Origin of the sequence: Desulfosporosinus sp., from assembly GCF_014237355.1 — a bacterium.
In the GTDB taxonomy this organism is placed as follows: Bacteria; Bacillota; Desulfitobacteriia; order Desulfitobacteriales; family Desulfitobacteriaceae; genus Desulfosporosinus.
Genome location: NZ_JABZFS010000039.1, coordinates 87,107 through 104,137 on the forward strand (window position 1 = coordinate 87,107; position 17,031 = coordinate 104,137).

Sequence of the window (17,031 nt, forward strand, 5' to 3'; positions counted from 1 at the left end):
GGAATAAAACTTTCTTCTTAATCTTATTTGTATCATTTTTAATGTTTATGTCAATGTATATGCTTCTCCCAACCCTTCCTTTATATGCCCAGACCATAGGAGGTAACGAGACTGTTGCCGGAACGATTGTCGGCATTTTTACCCTCTCTGCTGTTGTAGTACGGCCTTGGTTTGGTAATCTGCTTGATCGAAAGGGTAGAAAAGTAATACTAGTCATTGGAGTTATTATTTTTCTTGTATCCGTACTTGCCTACAACCTAGCCTTCACTATTGTTACCCTACTATCTCTAAGAGTCGTTCATGGTATCGGATGGGGTGCATCCACGACCGCTACAGGAACCATGGCTTCAGACGTAATCCCTGCTGCTCGACGGGCTGAAGGAATGGGCTATTACGGAATAGCTGCCACCATCGCCATGTCTCTCGGTCCAGCGTTAGGATTATACCTAGTCGAATATAAGAGTTACACTTTCTTATTTACAAGTGCAGCAATTATAGCCGCCTTTGGCCTATCAGGCTCATTGTTTATTAATTATGAAACACCTCGAAAAAGCCAGAACGCCGCCCAAACTCCAAAAGTCAAAGGGGTTATTCTGGAAAAAACCGCGCTGCCTCCCGCTATTGTTTTGTTCTTTATCACTTTAACATACGGTGGAATAGTTAGTTTCTTACCTTCTTACGCGGATTACCGAGACGTGAAAAACATCGGGGTATTTTTTACGGTTTATGCCTTTGTATTATTAATCGGCCGTCCCATCATTGGAAAACTAGCGGATCGGTATGGTCCGCGAAGATTTCTAGCTCCCGGAATATTATTAATTGCAACTGCCCTTCTTTTGCTGACCAAAGCAACCTCATTATCTATGTTTCTGCTCGTCGGGATTATCTACGGCCTTGGCTTTGGAACCGTCCAACCAATTCTAAATGCCCTAGTCATTTCCTTTGCTCCGCCTGAACGTAGAGGGGCCGCTAATGCCACCTTTGCGGTAGCAATGGACTTAGGTATTGGCCTAGGTGCCGTTACTCTCGGCTTCTTGGCCCAACAACTGGGCTATATATACATGTACGGCAGCTCAGTCATCTTTGCCCTCCTAGCCTTGGTTATGTACTATGCCTTACTTCACAGAAAACTTCCCCATTGAACCAATGTGGCGCTGTTATGATAGGCGCCACATTTTACATTTAATCAAATTGCTAGATCCTGTTTCTCAAACACCTTTTGTGTCAAAAACCATAGCACTGCCGAAGTGACACTAAGACCTATGATAGTCAATACTGGGTTAACTGTTCCCTCTAGCACCTCTTGTGGCTGAAAGCATTGAAAAAGGGAGAAGTTTTTCACCCAGGATAATTTATCACTAAGTCCTCCAACAATATCCAAACCGTAAAAGGCCATCGTTAACCCAACAGCATAAGTTAAGGCCCGTTCTTCCTCAACAAACCATGCTGAGAAGAAAAGACTATATAGTTCAATCACTGAGAAAAAGGCAATTCCTAGCACTCCCAAGAGTAAATAATTGAAATGATTAATTTCTATACCCGAGCAGAACGTACCGATGAATAGTCCGACAATCGTTACAGCGACTAGAATAGCATTTGTACTAAGCAAAACTCCAGTTTGAGTTGAAAGAATCTCACTTCGAGATACTGGTGTGGAAAGAAGTAAGGCCAAAGATCCGTCCTCCACCATTTCCGCAAGTAAGGCATTCGCGGTTTGTACTCCATATAAAGCCATGAGCATAACCCAAATCCTAGCGTAAAACTGGCCCGAAATAAACGCTTCAAATGTATCAGTTCGTGCATTTTTCGAGACCCCAAAAACAGTCTTTACAGTAGATGGCATGGTCTCTGCGATATCTATAACGGCTGGGTTTTTTGCAATTATGGGATAAACCCAAGTTAAGAGTCCTTGATAAAGAAAGATCCCCGTTGAAATAGCTGCTACTTTCTTGCGATATTGTTTATACATTGCCCGAAACAATGCTCTATTCATAGTTAACCCACCTTAAAGTTTGTCGTTGGTCTTTCAGCCAAACAACGAGACTATCGGTAATAATCCATAAAGGCCTCTTCTAACTCCATAAAGTGTTCTTTAAAGCGTTTAACACGCACTTGTCCGAGAGTTAACCACAAGTTATCCAGATCACCAGCTACACGAACGACAAAGCATTTCCCTTGAATAGGGGTTAGATCTAAGGGGCTCTCTCTTAGAAGTTCCACATCCTCGTCACTATCAACTTCAATTTCAAAGGTTTGATACTCCGCTTCTCTGAGCTGAGAAATAGATTGTATGGCAAGAAGTTTACCTTCTCGTATAATCCCAACTTGTTCACAGGATCGCTCAATTTCTGAAAATTGATGGGTGGACATAAATAAGGTCTTCCCCTTCCTCTTTTCCTCGAGGATTAAATCAAGAAATACTTTTTGCATAAGGGGATCGAGTCCGGATGTCGGTTCATCAAGGATGAGCACCTCGGCATCCAACATTAACGCAGCGATGATCCCTAACTTCTGTTTCATTCCTTTAGACATCTTACGAATCAGTATCTTTAAATCTAATTCAAGGGCACCTGACAAATAATCTCTATTTTTCTTTATTCGCCGATCATAGCCATGCATTCCCGCGATAAGATCTAAAAAATCTTCTCCCATTAAGTTCTCAATAAAATGAAGTTCACCAGGAAGGTAACTGACGAACTTCTTTACTTCCGTCTTTTTTCGCCAGCAATCAAGTTCCTTAATCGTTACTCGTCCGGAATCAGGCTTTAAAAAACCCATTAAAAGACGGATGGTCGTTGTCTTTCCCGCTCCATTCGGACCGAGAAATCCGAAGGCTGTTCCAGGTTCGACCTGAAAGCTAATATTCCATATTCCCCGTCCCTCTTGACGATATACTTTGGTTAAACCTTTAACCTCAATCATTTACTCCCTACTTCCTCAAACGACCTCTTAAATACTTACAATCTATTCTAAACCGATGGCTTTTTAGCAAAAAAATAATGGGACACCTTAAACGGGAGCGGAATCGCCTCAACCTCTGTGAAACCCGTTTGATCTAAGAGATCCAGCATTTCTTTTTCCAGAGGCAATCCATCAAAACCCTCGTGGCAAGACAGGAAAAAGCTCATTAAGTTTTGTGGAATATGCGTATTAAATAGTTGAAAAGAAGCATTAACTCCACGCAATGCTGTTAAAATCCCAATTTGACCTCCAGGTACTAATAAACCCTTAATAAGATTCAAAAGATTTACGCGCTGTTCACTACTAAAATAGTAGATATTATTATTCAGCAGACAACAATCGAAGGCCCCCAAAGTGTCCGTAAACTCAAAAACATCCGTTGCAACGATTCGAATTTGTTCCCGATAAGATTCTGTTAGCGCAGCAGCCCTATTAGCTACCGACGGATTAATCTCGAGTCCGACGCACTTTAAACTTGGGAATTCTTCAACAAGCCTTCGTAAAAGCACCGCTTCACCGCAGCCTACATCTAGAACGTTATCCCAACGATCCTTTTCGCATTTTCCCCGTAATAATGGCCAGACAAAGGGTTCTGAGGCTTTTGAGGCTCTGGAAATAAGCTCGTTTTCCATTTCACGATCCAACTGATCTTGCGATATCTCCTTTCTCATCAAATCAGGCAATTTCGCAAAGCATGGCCCCCAATGAAGAGCAAACTCTTTGTACATTGCTTCTAAGCCATAGTCACGGTAATCATAAATGGCCTTTCCCATTTTACTTAGTTTATAATTTCCATGTTTGAAAACTATCAGTTCTTGAACTCTTGCTTGTTCAAGCCAATGGTCAAGTAACAGTGAGTCCCAATTCGAATTTTCTGCAAGGATCTGTTCTTTAGAAGCTTCTTTAAAAAGGCGTTCCCAAAGTCTTAGTTCAAAACCTGTGTGCACAATCCACATAAATCCTAAGTTTTCCATAAGCGATACTGTCTTTCCAAGAAGCGCCAGCATTCCTATTTCCACTGGAGGTCTCCCTTCCATTAAATAATTTCAGCAAAGAAAACTTGCTCACCCACCCACACACAACACGACACACAACACACACACACACGAAGACACTGTCTTCGTACGGGTTAGATTTTCTTGCAGACACTGTCTTCGCACGGGTTAGCTCTTCTTTCAGACACTGTCTTCGCACGGTTAGCTTAGCGGAGAAGCCCTGGTTTGTGGCCAATATTTCCAATTACACCTTTTTATACTTCTATTGTATGTTTATGGGCAAACTAGTTGTGTCTGTCTCCCTAGTCCCTCTAAACTTATCCCGCAAATTCCTCCAGTATATTCCCCAGACAGACCGCCGTATAAAGGGTTTAGCTTGATTAATTAGGCTAAAATTAGGATCTAGCCCACTTAAAGTCCCTTCAAGAGTCAGCAGCGATTTACCTAAAAGAATAAATTCAGAGGGAATAATAATTCCATGCCGAAAGATGATGTCCATGAAGCCCTGAATTGATTGGCCCATATTGAACTTCTTTGCCCTCAAATGTTTACGACGCAAGGTTAATAGGTCTCTCTCAAAATGAAACAGGTCAAATGAATCGGGAAGTATGCCCATTTGCGAAAGCGTCTTGAAAACTAATGGATTATCTGCTCTTATGAGTCCGGAAACCAATGATAAAATATGATCTCTCCTTGACTGGGATAGATGCCCAATTATCCCAAAGTCAATTAGCCCAATTTTTCCCCCTGGTGAAATAAGAACATTACCAGGATGAGGGTCCGCGTGGAAAAACCCCTCCAAAAAGATTTGCTGGAAGAGCGCTTTACTCAAGCAACTCGCAATACGATGAACATCATAAGATGTCTTCTGAGAATCTATTATTTGATGTAATGGAATTCCCGAAATATACTCCATAGTTAAGACTGAAGGACGAGAAAATTCCCAGTAAATCTTCGGAATTACAACACTAGAGTTTCTTTTATTTAATTTCGCAAGTTTTTCAGCATTTCGACCCTCATTAAGAAAATTAAGTTCTCTATTTATTGTGTCGGAAAATTCCTTTAGCATCATCCGAAAGGGGTAGCGTTTTCCCCACTGGGTATTCTGTTCAATTTTGTTGATAAGGAGCAGGAAAATCTCTATATCTGTTTTAACAGTTTCTCGAAGGAATGGTCGCTGGACTTTCACGGCCACCCTGTCTCCATTATGCAAAACTGCCCGATGCACTTGCCCAATCGATGCTGCCCCAAGAGGAACAGGGTTAAATTCTTTGTAAATCGATTCTAGGCTGGATTGTAAAGATCCTTCGAGAACTCGCCGCACTACCTCAAAGGAAAGTGGATGAACTCGATCTTGAAGTTTGGCTAATTCCTGGACAATGGGTTGGGGAATAAGATCCCCCCGAGTACTTGCTATCTGTCCAGCTTTTACAAAAGCCGGACCAAGTTCCGCGAGAGCGTTTCTCAGACGAACTCCTATAATAGTTAAGTCCTCTTCCTGTCTTGGCATTAAATTCCCTGGGATAAACAAATAACCCAGTCCATGTCTTATAAAAACAGAAAGGATCTCGTAGTATCGAGAAAAATGTCTCGCTGGTATTTCCAACATATTCGTTGCTCTCCATTCCTATGGACTATTACATTAATGTTATGAAACTTTACGACTAACGTGACAGTGGAGGCGTCTTCGGTTATACTCTATTAGCTGAGTGCGACGGCTCCCACGAAGCGGAAGTCTTAAACGTGATATTGAAAAACTGAAGCATTTAATTGTGGTTAACAATTTATGCTCCAGTTCCTATTCTTGATCTTCTTGTAAGTGTTGGCTTTATTCTTCAAGAAGACCATCTATGTTCCAATTTTATTTACTGATATGTTACCCTAGTCCGGTTACGTAACTCTTGAAGACGGTTCCATTGCTTTTGCATAATAGATAATCGTTCAACAAATGGTAGAGTCTCCCAGTGTTCATAAAGATATTCGTTAGCCCAATCATAGTGAGCTAAGGTGTTTTGAATAATTTCAGATTCCGCATTTTCGTTTAATTCTTCGTGGTAGATCCGTTCAGCAATTTGTTCGAGGCGGTTTTGCTGTTTTTGTAGAATGATATCTAAGAGATTTGGATCAAGATTATCCCATTCAGTTAGCAGGGCATCGTTGGCAGTATCATAGTTTTGTAAGGTTTGTTCAATAACCTCTTGGTTGTTCATTAGCATCCTCCCTTAGTTTTAGTTTTAAGCATACTGTTTAATGCAGACATATCTGTGATTCTCTGCGAAAAAACAGCAATAAGTATAGGCTTTGCACGCTTCAACAGCATTATGCACTCATCCATAACTTAATTCAATTTCCCCTAAAAGCAGTTTGGTAAAAACACCTATGATTGACACAATATATACTAGGCGAAATATAATGTAGCTAGCCTACGGATAGACTAGCTACATTACGTTTTAACAATTAAACGGAGGGATTATTATGCCACAAATTAAAATTCGAGGAGTCGAAACAGACACCATACGTAAGTTAAGTAATCAGCTTATTGACGAACTTGCCCAACTTACACTGTCTCCAAAGGACGACTTTACCCTTGAAGTGATGAACTCAACCTATATCCTAAATGGAGAGGTGGTTCCTGGATATCCTTTTATCGAGGTCGCGTGGTTTGACCGCGGACAAGAACTTCAAGACCTAGCAGCTCAAATCATAACCCGCTTGATCAATGAAGCCGGTTATCCCAGCGTGGATATCATGTTTACGATTTTAGAAAAACAACGCTACTATGAGAATGGCGAACATTACTAAATCTATGCGATGAATATCCATTGGCTGACTATTAGGCGATTATTTAATCGTCTTTTTAATTTCCTCGGCGAATACGCCTGCTTAAAACAAACCCCAACCATGAAGATCCGATAGTTAGACAAGCGTATAGAATATTTAGTCCTATAAGACTCGTCTCCTTAAAGGAATATAGGACTAAAATTAGAACTGCAGGAGCACTCGCACAAACCCATACCAACCACGACTTACTCCTGTCTATAAAACCAAACACAAAACCTAGTATTACATAGGCTAAGATCACGAGCAGGAATGTAATTAGTCGTTCGCTAAAGGAGCCGCCGATATCGGAAAAAACAGAGTTAAAGACGATGAAGAAACCTGGAATGAGCCCTGCCATAAAAGCAAAAATACCAATGATCAATTTTCTCAACACAATCCCCCCAATTTTAGCATTCTTCTTTATACTATACCCAAAAATTCTAAGGTGCCTATAAGGAAACTAATGCATTAAATCTGTCGTCCGAGAAATTAACTAACTGATCCGTTCTAGACAGCTGTTATTTACAAGGCATAAACTAGCACTATGTATGAAACACTAGTAAAACAAATCTAACAACGTCTGGAGTGTCATTAGTGGACCAAATCTATAACAAAGGCCAGCAAGAAATCGCCGAGAAAATAAGCTCAAGTGCAAAAATATCTAATTGGAAAGACTGGAAATGGCAGCTTAAGCATTCTATCCGGGATATAGATATGTTTGAAAAACTCCTAGGTGTCACATTTAAAGAATCGGAGAAAAAGCAACTTCAAGAAACCATAGCTAAATTTCCCCTGTCCATAACCCCCTATTACCTTTCGTTAATCGATACAGATGATTATGTAAATGACCCCATTTATAAACAAGCATTTCCTTCCATATCCGAATTACAGGTAGGGGATTATGAGATGCGAGATCCTCTTGATGAAGACAAAGATAGTCCTGTCCCTGGAATCACTCATCGCTATCCTGACCGAGTACTATTCCAAGTCTCTGCAACTTGTTCTATGTATTGCCGACATTGTACCCGAAAAAGAAAAGTTGGAGATGAGAGTTTTCTTCCTAGTAGAGAAATATTATTAAACGGGATCCAGTATATCAGGCAAACTTCCGCCATCCGGGATGTCTTGTTGTCTGGAGGAGATCCTTTTTTGCTGTCTGATGAAGACATAGACTGGCTCTTAACAGAATTAAGGACGATTCCTCATGTTGAAGTTATTCGAATCGGTACGAGAATACCTGTTGTCCTTCCCTATCGAGTTACAGATTCTTTAGTTTCGGTCCTGAAAAGGCATCATCCCCTATGGGTAAACACACATTTTAATCATCCAAGAGAAATAACGAAGTCCTCTAAGGAAGCTTTAAGTCGTTTAGCTGATGCTGGCATCCCTTTGGGGAACCAAAGTGTTCTGCTTGCTGGGATAAACGATAGTCCGAGCATCATAAAAAAACTGGTTCATAAACTAGTCCAAAATCGTGTCCGACCCTACTACCTATACCAATGTGATTTGTCTGAAGGATTAAAACATTTTCGCACTCCTGTCGGCAAAGGAGTGGAAATTATGGAGAGCCTGATCGGTCATACAAGCGGGTTCGCCATCCCGTCATACGTTGTTGATGCTCCAGGCGGGGGAGGAAAAATTCGCATTACTCCTAACTATCTTCTTTCCTGGTCCCCTGATAAAGTGGTACTTAGAAACTTTGAAGGAATTATTACGACTTATGAAGAACCTAAATCATACGTAGATATCTTTAAAAATAAGAGTTTTAATCCATCAGACACCAAGCTTGAGGGAGCAGAGGAATACAAAGCAGTTGGTATCGAAAAGCTTCTATCGGATGCTAACGATACCATATCACTGATCCCAGAAAATACAGAGCGGATCGAGAGACGAGATAATGTATGATTCCATCACGACTCTTGGGAACTCCAATATTCAACATGGAACCTATAATGATCGAATATATTTGATAAAACTCTCTCAGGCCGACTTTCCTGCAATAATTCCAAAATTAGATAGTCTTGCATCTCAAAAGGGATATACAAAACTATTTGCCAAGGTACCAGGCTATGCTAGAGATACTTTTTTAGAAAACGACTATAGAATAGAGGCTTCTATCCCAAAATTCTATAATGCTAACCAAACAGCTTACTTTATGGGAAAATACTTTTCCGAAACACGGAAGCAGTCCCAAAATTTAGATCTGATTAAGGATGTCCTAATTGCTGCCAGATCTAAGTCAAAAATAGAAACCCCCATAGTCCTACCTTCATGTAATTTTATCTACCGAGAATGCCATGAGGCCGATGTCTTGGAGATGACTGAATTATATAAGAAAATTTTCAAAACCTATCCCTTTCCTATTCATGACCCCGATTATATCGCGGAGACTATAAAGAATAATGTTACTTATTTCGGGATATGGCATAATCAATCGTTAGTTGCCCTCGCCTCTGCAGAAATGGATCTGCAAGCTAGCAATGTCGAAATGACAGACTTCGCAACCCTACCTGACTTCAGGGATAAAGGTCTTTCTACCTTTCTCTTGCAAACAATGGGGAATTATGTCCAGAGGAAAGGAATTAAGACAGCTTATACTATTGCCCGCTCTATTTCCTACGGGATGAACACTACTTTCGCTAAAATGGGCTATTTTTACAGTGGTACATTGATAAACAACACCAATATATCCGGTAGTTTAGAGTGCATGAACATTTGGTATCATCACCTCTCTGATCGCTGAATAAAAGGAAGTGTTTAGGATAAACGCAGGTAAAAGAGGTACTCTGGCAGTTGGTATGTTGAAGTAAAAAAGCGGCTTGCATGTAGAGTGCAGGCCGCGCTAAAGAGGAGGAGTAACTGATTTATTGGTTTAATGAGATACTTACAAAATAGGAAAAGGAACTAATATTAAGGAACTACATATCTTCAAATATCTGAAGTTTACTCAGGACGAATCGCCCATACTTTCTTGGAAATCTCTTCTGGATCAACGGTGATCCGAGCTACCCCGCTGTCCATTGCAGCTCGAGCGACTGCAGCAGCGACAGCTGGAGCAGCGCGAGGATCAAAGGCTTTCGGAATAACATAGTCCTCCTTGCGTTCTTCATCACTAACCAAACCCGCAATCGCATATGCAGCGGCAAGTTTCATTTCCTCATTAATCTGTGATGCACGAACGTCTAAAGCGCCACGGAAAATTCCAGGGAAGGCCGATACATTATTAACTTGGTTCGGCATATCAGAACGTCCAGTACCTACGACTTTAGCTCCGGCTTCTTTGGCTAAATCCGGCATTATTTCTGGTACCGGGTTTGCCATAGCGAAGATAATGGGGTCTTTGGCCATTGATTTGACCATCTCGGGAGTAACCGTATTAGCTGCTGAAACCCCGATAAAGACATCTGCCCCAACCATGGCGTCAGCAAGAGAACCCTTAATCATCGTTAGATTTGTTACTTTGGCGATTTCGTCCTTGGATTTATTCATACCTTCGGGACGCCCTTTATAAATCGCCCCCTTAGTATCGCACATAATCACATCCTTAGCACCAAGACTCATCAACAATTTAATAATTGCCACACCCGCAGCTCCTGCGCCATTTGTGACAACACGAATGGCATCAATTGATTTTCCGACGACCATTAGAGCATTAATCATTCCCGCCATGACTACAATAGCCGTGCCATGTTGGTCGTCATGGAACACTGGAATGTTCATCTCACTTTTAAGGCGCTCTTCAATCTCAAAACATGCTGGTGCACTAATGTCTTCTAAGTTGATTCCACCAAACGTGGGTTCCAAAAGCTTTACTGTTTCAATAACTTTTTCTATATCGGTTGTATCAATGCAAATCGGAAAAGCATCTACTCCGGCAAATGTTTTAAAAAGGACGGCCTTACCTTCCATTACAGGTAACGAGGCCTGAGCACCGATGTTGCCGATGCCCAAGACAGCCGTACCGTTACTAACAACGGCGACAAAATTACCTTTATTAGTATAGGCATAGGCTAAATCCTTATCTTTTTCAATATCCAAACAAGGTTCAGCTACTCCGGGAGAATAAGCTAGGGATAAGTCTCTGCCATCACGCACCGGTACTTTGCAACGGACATCCAATTTTCCGACATTCTCGCGGTGAAGTGCTAAAGCATCTTCTCGTAGTGTTCCCATAAATCCAATCTCCTTTTTCGTTAATTTTGCTTCTCAATTTTATCACTAACAACCTTCATACCCTTACGGCATTTTGCAGTAGTACACGAACTACATTGCGTTCTACGATAATAAGCAATCTGAATGCCAAATCCGAACTTAATTTCAAACAGTTTAACTAATTATGAAATATAAGGATATCCCCACAACTACTAGGGTTTTTAACCCTTTTTGCTGCTTATAAACACAACCTATAGAAGTGCTTTACAGTAAGACTCTCCTAATTTATATCTAAATTATAGATTCTAGAAGAAATAAGTTCCATTTTTAAGAATAATCCTAGTCATGTTTCAGAAGGATTATTTGTCATAATAAAAAGAGACCACGTTCATAACGTAGTCTCGGGTAAACAGAGTAATTATAGCTTCTATAAGCCCTTCGATACCTTCCGGTAAACAAGGTAGGAATACGCCATTGAGCCTAGTGATAATATCACGCTAACACCGACGATTAGTGGCATGGTCCAATTTGCCGGCAAAAGACCAACCGGTAACAGAATCACACCACCCCCAACCCATAAGGGCGCCATTGCACGATGAGTCTTATACCATACCTCCTCGTTGGCCAGCGTCCAAGGGGTCCGAATACCGAACATATAATTATACTTAATCTTACCCATGTAATTGCCAACGATGATAAATAATAATCCGACACCCGGCATTGCAATGTGAGGAACCGCCATTTTGTATCCGTAAACAGCAGCGATGGTGCCAGCATAGATAGCACTCATAAAGAGTATGATTGCGAATACTACTAAGGAATAAACCTTACCCATTGACTGGTAATTAACCTTCTTCGGATCGATTTTCGGGACAATCCAAAGCATTATATATATTCCTAACATGAGTAGGGGCATAAAGAAAGCTCCACCAAATCGTCCCATATACCCATCAATCTCCCCAGCCGAATTCCAATGGGAGGGAACTTGTTCAGGTAAATGAGGGTATAGGATAATAGCTGCGATTAAACATCCGAGGACCACTAACCCTGATAAAACAATAAATAGTTTGCCATCTTTAGCTTTTTTAATATCTGACATACCTTTCCTCTCCTTTTCAGGTTATTTTGTTCTTTCGTCGCTATTAGGGGTTTTGCTGATAAATTCCATAAGCACACCCACAAGTTCTTCAAACACCGAAGTATTTAATGAATAGATGATACTTTGCCCCTGTCGTCGATCACTTACTAGATCAGCTTGTTTGAGAATTGTCAAATGATGAGAAATACTCGGCTTTGACATATTGAACTTTTCTGCGATTTCTCCCGCACTCAAATCTCTTTCCTTTAAATACCGAAGGATTTGTCGGCGGGTGTTGTCTGATAGCGCTTTAAATGTTTCCTGATGGGACATAAATAGTTTCACCTCCAAATAGAACCCCTTTAGACGTTCAAAATGATTTAATAAGATACTTATATATTTAGTTAAATTTCTAAATGTAATAGATTTATATTACACCAAGGGGCTGAATGATTCAAGACCCTCAACACAAATCTTTAAAATATTTACCTCTTCAGATTTAACGATACATAAAGAAACTTCATGAACTTTTGGGTTCACAAATGAGAATGAAAATGAATCTTCCGCACTATTCCACACTAGTTAAGATCCTTCGCTGTTTTCAGGATGACATGAGTGAAAGAGGACCCTAAAGTTATACTTTCTGCAGTACAAAGGAAAACCCACATCTCTAATGTGGGCATGTGTCGCTATAAGAATTAAAAATTCTCCAGCTTTATGATGTGAACATTTCGATTATCCTTCCTTAGTACGCAGGCTAAAACTCTCTTTTGCTTTCACCATTGCCACGATAATTTCATTGACGGGAACGGGGACCCTTGATTCATGGGCTAGTTTTACGACAGCTCCATTTAGTGCCTCGATTTCAGTTTGGCGGCCACTGCGAATGTCTTGAAGCATTGATGAATGATGGGCAGAGGTTGGTGGTAATAAGTAGTCATAGAAATTTAATAGATAGGTTTGAGCATCAGGCCAAAACATGGGGATATTTCTTGCTTGCAACAAGTCAAATATTTCTCTAATAATCTTATTCATAAGCTCACGTGTAACAGGTTCTTTGGCCAACTCTCCATAACTCACCTCAAAAATTGATCCCAGGGAATTAAGAGCTGAATTATAGATGATCTTTCCCCATATATATTGCATAATTTCCGAGGATGCTACAGTTGGAATGAGTGCTTTACTGAAAATTCTTGCGAACTCGTCTAGTAATACTGGATCGATTAGTTTTTTTGGAGAGCCAATCAACACATCATCGGCAATGACCGTTACCTTAGACTCCCCAGGTGCTAAGGTCTCTGCCCCAAAAATAACTCTACCTAAAACAAGCTTTTCCTCTGGGATGGATTTAGCGGCAGCCTCAAAATTACCATAGCCATTTTGAAGGAGAAAGACGAAGGTCGTATCTCCGACGAGTGGTGCAATTTTTTCCGCAATCTCCTCGGTAATGAATGATTTCACGGTTACAATTATCATATCAAAGGTCTGTCCAGCAAGTTCCGAAACATCCGACACGACATTAGCGAGTTTCGTCCTATGCGCTCCCCAAATCCCAGTAACCTTTACCCCATTAGACCTTATTTCATCAATGCTTGCGGGTCTACTGAGCCCTGTTACCTCGTGCCCAGCTAAACTTAGAAGGCAAGAGTACACGGTTCCTAAAGCCCCTAAACCAATAACCAAAGCTTTCATTTCTTTTCTCCAATCCTTGATGATTTGAACAGAATTTCCTTAGCCTTTTTTACCTATTGTCGAGGAGCCCATAACATGACAGAAACCCCTACTATACAGATGGCAGCTCCTATCCAATCATAGGTGTCGGGAACTTTCTTATCCACAGCCCATCCCCATATAACTGCCAAAATAATAAACACTCCTCCATAGGCAGCATATACACGACCAAAGCTGGGAAACTTCTGTAATGTGGGTATGATACCATAAAAAATAAGGATGAGTCCTCCAATTATACCATACCAAACAGGCCGAGCTTCTCTAAGCCAAAGCCATACCAAATAACCTCCTCCGATTTCGGCCAAACCTGCCAGTATGAATAGAAAAATTGCCTGCACCATGAATCTTCCCCTCCTTTGCCATATCTCACTATTTAAAATATACTTCAACAGTATAACTACTTAAGGTTTACCTTATATTCCAACTACACTAATTATTCTTTCGAGAATAGCTGTAGCTTCATCTAAACTTCCTATTTAGGTTAATTTTGCTTATACTAAAAAGAACGTTGACCCTAGTAATACTTCTAAATAAAACGAACTAAAAGGAGAACTAATGCAACAAACTCCAGTCTTGGAACTGTCAAACTTAAGAAAAACAATTAAAGGTAAGGCTATCGTCAAAGGGGTAAACTTAACTCTATATCCCTCTCAGATTTTCGGTTTTCTTGGTCCTAATGGTGCAGGAAAAACAACCACCATACGCATGATTGTCGGATTAATAAAACCAACAGAAGGGTCTGTGAAAATCTGCGGTTATTCCGTGACTAAGGACTTTGTTAAAGCTTTGTCGAATGTCGGCTGCATAATTGAGAGCCCTGATATGTACAAATACTTAACGGGCATGGAAAACTTGTTACAATTTGCATCCATGAATAAAACCATCAGCCGACAGCGGGTTAAAGATGTCGTGGAAATGGTGGGGCTTCAGCATCGGGTCAATGACAAAGTCAGTACCTACTCTTTAGGTATGCGTCAACGTTTAGGAATCGCTCAGGCCATCCTAGCTAGACCCAAACTTTTAATTCTAGATGAACCTACAAATGGACTCGACCCAGCTGGAATTACCGAGTTTAGAACCTTGATCCGTAAACTTGCCTATGAGGAAGGGATGACCGTCTTTGTATCAAGCCATCTATTGTTGGAGATTCAGCAAATGTGTGATATCGTCTCAATTATCAAGCAAGGTAGTGTCATGAAAACTGCCCAGGTTCAAGAAATCCTTAAACACAATGATAAAATTGAATGGCAGTTAAATGCTCCTGACAAAGCAATCTCTCTGCTAAGGGAACATTGGAAGATCGAGGCGATTCAGTTAAAGAAGAATACCATCAGCGCTGACATAGGCCAACACCCCCTTGATAAACTCAATGAATTTTTTATTCGAGAAGGGCTAGCACTCACCTATTGCTCGGCAAAGCAAAACACGTTAGAAGATTTATTTCTAGACCTTACGGAAGGTGATGAAATTGTTTAGCCTAATTGAAAATGAAGTAATCAAGATGATTTCCAAGAAACGACTAATGTTTGTCTTTGCGATACTTGTTGTGCTGATCTCGGTTTTTGCCTATGGTCAAAATCACACCACCGAACGAACTAAGGCCCAACTTACTCAACGAATGGGAATTGCGGCAACGGATGATTGGCGTAAGCTGGCGGATCAACAGCTAATTGATATGAAAAACAGACTTGACAGCCCTTATCGGGATGAGAAGGATAAATCCTCACTCCGGGTAAGAATTGAACAACTACAATATAACCTCGATAATAATATTAACCCGCTAGAACAGTCTGCAGCAAAATTTACCACTAATTCATGGAACAATCAATTTTCTTATTTCTGCCCCTACTGGTTATTATGTTAGCAGCGGATATGGTGTCGGGAGAATCCTCAAGCGGAACCATCAAATTACTTCTTGTTAGAAATGTCCCTCGATGGAAAATTCTTCTCAGCAAATATTTAACCTTGATGATCTTGGAAGTCATTATTTTATTCTTTGCTTTTGTGTTATCCGTGCTTATTTCAGGCTTCTTCTTCGGTTTTGGCGGTTGGCTTGCCCCAGTTGCGACAGGTTTTAAAGTTATAGCGGGAAAGCTAGACACCTCCACGGTTCTCAATGTCCCTCAGTGGCACTATACTCTGATGGTTTATTCCTTAGCTTATTTTGTAGCAGTTGTCGTAGGAAGTATCTCGTTCATGATATCTATTCTAGTTAAAAGTACGGCTGCTTCTATTGGAATTATTATGTCCACCCTCGTAGCAGGTAATTTCATTAGCTACTTTCTCTCTGATTGGAAGATCACCCGCTATATGTTCATGGTCAATTTACGACTTACAGATTATTTATCGGGATCGTTCCAACCTATCGAAGGGATGACGATGCTGTTCTCGATTTCGGTCCTGCTGGGATGGACCATCGCTTCAATCCTTGTTAGCTTTCTCTACTTTACGAACCAAGATATTCTGGTCTAAGGAGATATGAATGTGTTAAAAAAGAGCATGTGGTATTCTATTCTGGCCATCGCTTGCGCGGGCTTCATCCTTTTAGCGAGCGGTTTCTATAAAGCGATCATGGTCACAACCATGGATAGTCCTCAGTCATCCTCGGCAGACCCAATAACACAAACACCTGAGGATTCCACACACTCGTCAAAGAGCCCCAACACAATCCAATTGCTTATCCTGGGAGACTCTGTTGCAAAAGGAACGGGAGACGAAAAGAGCAAAGGGTTTTCTAACTATCTCCCGGAGAATTTCAAAAACAACACCTCTAAAGAAATCCTTGTGCAGAACGCAGGCATAGATGGGCTAGAAAGCTTAGGTCTTCTGGAACAACTCCAAAGCCAACGTCTTGAGAAAGTGATCATCAATTCAGATGTTATTGTTATCTCTATCGGCGGTAATGATATTCGAAGGATCCTTTCGTTGAATACTCTTGAAAAAGAAGACGAATTTAATGTGAGGCTAAACAGTTATCAGAGCAATTTAAAGCTAATATTTAAAGAACTAAGAAGAACCAACCCGAATTCCATAATAGTTTTTCTAGGTCTATATAATCCCTATGAAAGAGCCACTAGTCTCGAAGATGCTAGACTTCTAAACACATGGAACTATAATACCCAACAGCTTATCGAAGAAGATAGGAACACCCTCTTTATTCCAACCCATGACTTACTGAAATATAATTTGGCGAGATATATCGCCCAGGATGGCCTGCATCCAAATTCTGCAGGATATCAAGCCCTTTCTAATCGAATTAGTAAATCGGTGGAATCCATTCTTACAGGATTATAG

Annotated in this window: 19 protein-coding genes; 8 read left to right on the forward strand and 11 right to left on the reverse strand. The window is 40.7% G+C overall.

Annotated elements, in window-relative coordinates:
• The first annotated feature begins 20 nt into the window (after positions 1-20).
• A complete protein-coding gene (locus tag HGJ98_RS08680; RefSeq protein WP_291350710.1) occupies positions 21-1,142 on the forward strand; it encodes an MFS transporter in 1,122 nt (373 codons plus the stop codon).
• A gap of 44 nt (positions 1,143-1,186) precedes the next feature.
• On the opposite strand, the gene HGJ98_RS08685 is transcribed toward HGJ98_RS08680, so the two are convergent.
• The 5 genes from HGJ98_RS08685 to HGJ98_RS08705 form a co-directional block, all read right to left on the reverse strand.
• Positions 1,187-1,993, reverse strand: a complete 807-nt coding sequence (locus HGJ98_RS08685) for an ABC transporter permease subunit (RefSeq protein WP_291350668.1) — start codon at positions 1,991-1,993, stop codon at positions 1,187-1,189.
• Between the two features lie 50 nt (positions 1,994-2,043).
• Positions 2,044-2,922 (reverse strand): ABC transporter ATP-binding protein, encoded by an 879-nt coding sequence (locus HGJ98_RS08690; RefSeq protein WP_291350669.1) that lies wholly within the window; start codon positions 2,920-2,922, stop codon positions 2,044-2,046.
• Positions 2,923-2,969: 47 nt separating this feature from the next.
• Positions 2,970-3,998, reverse strand: a complete 1,029-nt coding sequence (locus tag HGJ98_RS08695) for a class I SAM-dependent methyltransferase (protein WP_291350670.1) — start codon at positions 3,996-3,998, stop codon at positions 2,970-2,972.
• A gap of 220 nt (positions 3,999-4,218) precedes the next feature.
• On the reverse strand, positions 4,219-5,466 hold the full coding sequence (locus tag HGJ98_RS08700) for an AarF/UbiB family protein (RefSeq protein ID WP_291350671.1): 1,248 nt from the start codon (positions 5,464-5,466) through the stop codon (positions 4,219-4,221).
• A gap of 355 nt (positions 5,467-5,821) precedes the next feature.
• Positions 5,822-6,166, reverse strand: coding sequence for a hypothetical protein (locus tag HGJ98_RS08705; protein WP_291350672.1), 345 nt, complete (start codon positions 6,164-6,166; stop codon positions 5,822-5,824).
• Positions 6,167-6,431: 265 nt separating this feature from the next.
• Here HGJ98_RS08705 and HGJ98_RS08710 point away from each other — a divergent pair, with 265 nt between their 5' ends.
• Positions 6,432-6,758 (forward strand): DUF1904 domain-containing protein, encoded by a 327-nt coding sequence (locus HGJ98_RS08710; protein ID WP_291350673.1) that lies wholly within the window; start codon positions 6,432-6,434, stop codon positions 6,756-6,758.
• A 55-nt stretch (positions 6,759-6,813) separates the two neighbouring features.
• On the opposite strand, the gene HGJ98_RS08715 is transcribed toward HGJ98_RS08710, so the two are convergent.
• Entirely contained in the window at positions 6,814-7,167 is a 354-nt protein-coding gene (locus HGJ98_RS08715; protein ID WP_291350674.1) for a hypothetical protein, read from the reverse strand.
• A 203-nt stretch (positions 7,168-7,370) separates the two neighbouring features.
• On the opposite strand from HGJ98_RS08715, the gene ablA reads away from it, so the two are divergent.
• On the forward strand, positions 7,371-8,681 hold the full coding sequence (ablA, locus tag HGJ98_RS08720; RefSeq protein ID WP_291350675.1) for a lysine 2,3-aminomutase: 1,311 nt from the start codon (positions 7,371-7,373) through the stop codon (positions 8,679-8,681).
• Positions 8,674-9,519: a putative beta-lysine N-acetyltransferase gene (ablB, locus tag HGJ98_RS08725; protein WP_291350676.1), complete on the forward strand. Its 846-nt coding sequence runs from the start codon at positions 8,674-8,676 to the stop codon at positions 9,517-9,519. The genes ablA and ablB overlap by 8 nt, the downstream gene beginning before the upstream one ends.
• A gap of 200 nt (positions 9,520-9,719) precedes the next feature.
• Here the strand turns inward: ablB and HGJ98_RS08730 are convergent, their stop codons facing one another.
• From HGJ98_RS08730 to HGJ98_RS08750, 5 genes are all read right to left on the reverse strand, one after another.
• On the reverse strand, positions 9,720-10,949 hold the full coding sequence (locus tag HGJ98_RS08730) for a malic enzyme-like NAD(P)-binding protein (RefSeq protein ID WP_291350677.1): 1,230 nt from the start codon (positions 10,947-10,949) through the stop codon (positions 9,720-9,722).
• A gap of 406 nt (positions 10,950-11,355) precedes the next feature.
• The gene (locus HGJ98_RS08735) at positions 11,356-12,027 is read right to left on the reverse strand and encodes an SdpI family protein (RefSeq protein WP_291350678.1); all 672 of its coding nucleotides are present in this window, start codon (positions 12,025-12,027) and stop codon (positions 11,356-11,358) included.
• A gap of 21 nt (positions 12,028-12,048) precedes the next feature.
• Positions 12,049-12,339 (reverse strand): autorepressor SdpR family transcription factor, encoded by a 291-nt coding sequence (locus HGJ98_RS08740; protein ID WP_291350679.1) that lies wholly within the window; start codon positions 12,337-12,339, stop codon positions 12,049-12,051.
• A 402-nt stretch (positions 12,340-12,741) separates the two neighbouring features.
• A complete protein-coding gene (locus HGJ98_RS08745; protein WP_291350680.1) occupies positions 12,742-13,698 on the reverse strand; it encodes a ketopantoate reductase family protein in 957 nt (318 codons plus the stop codon).
• Positions 13,699-13,751: 53 nt separating this feature from the next.
• A complete protein-coding gene (locus HGJ98_RS08750) occupies positions 13,752-14,078 on the reverse strand; it encodes a YnfA family protein (protein WP_291350681.1) in 327 nt (108 codons plus the stop codon).
• A gap of 214 nt (positions 14,079-14,292) precedes the next feature.
• On the opposite strand from HGJ98_RS08750, the gene HGJ98_RS08755 reads away from it, so the two are divergent.
• From HGJ98_RS08755 to HGJ98_RS08770, 4 genes are read left to right on the forward strand one after another with little or no spacing between them, the layout of a single operon-like run.
• Positions 14,293-15,213 carry an ABC transporter ATP-binding protein gene (locus HGJ98_RS08755; protein WP_291350682.1) on the forward strand — a complete coding sequence of 307 codons (921 nt, stop codon included), beginning with the start codon at positions 14,293-14,295 and terminating at the stop codon, positions 15,211-15,213.
• Positions 15,206-15,601 (forward strand): hypothetical protein, encoded by a 396-nt coding sequence (locus tag HGJ98_RS08760; protein WP_291350683.1) that lies wholly within the window; start codon positions 15,206-15,208, stop codon positions 15,599-15,601. The genes HGJ98_RS08755 and HGJ98_RS08760 overlap by 8 nt, the downstream gene beginning before the upstream one ends.
• A complete protein-coding gene (locus tag HGJ98_RS08765; protein WP_291350684.1) occupies positions 15,553-16,209 on the forward strand; it encodes an ABC transporter permease in 657 nt (218 codons plus the stop codon). Before HGJ98_RS08760 ends, HGJ98_RS08765 begins: the two co-directional genes overlap by 49 nt.
• A 6-nt stretch (positions 16,210-16,215) precedes the next feature.
• Positions 16,216-17,031 (forward strand): GDSL-type esterase/lipase family protein, encoded by an 816-nt coding sequence (locus tag HGJ98_RS08770; RefSeq protein ID WP_291350685.1) that lies wholly within the window; start codon positions 16,216-16,218, stop codon positions 17,029-17,031.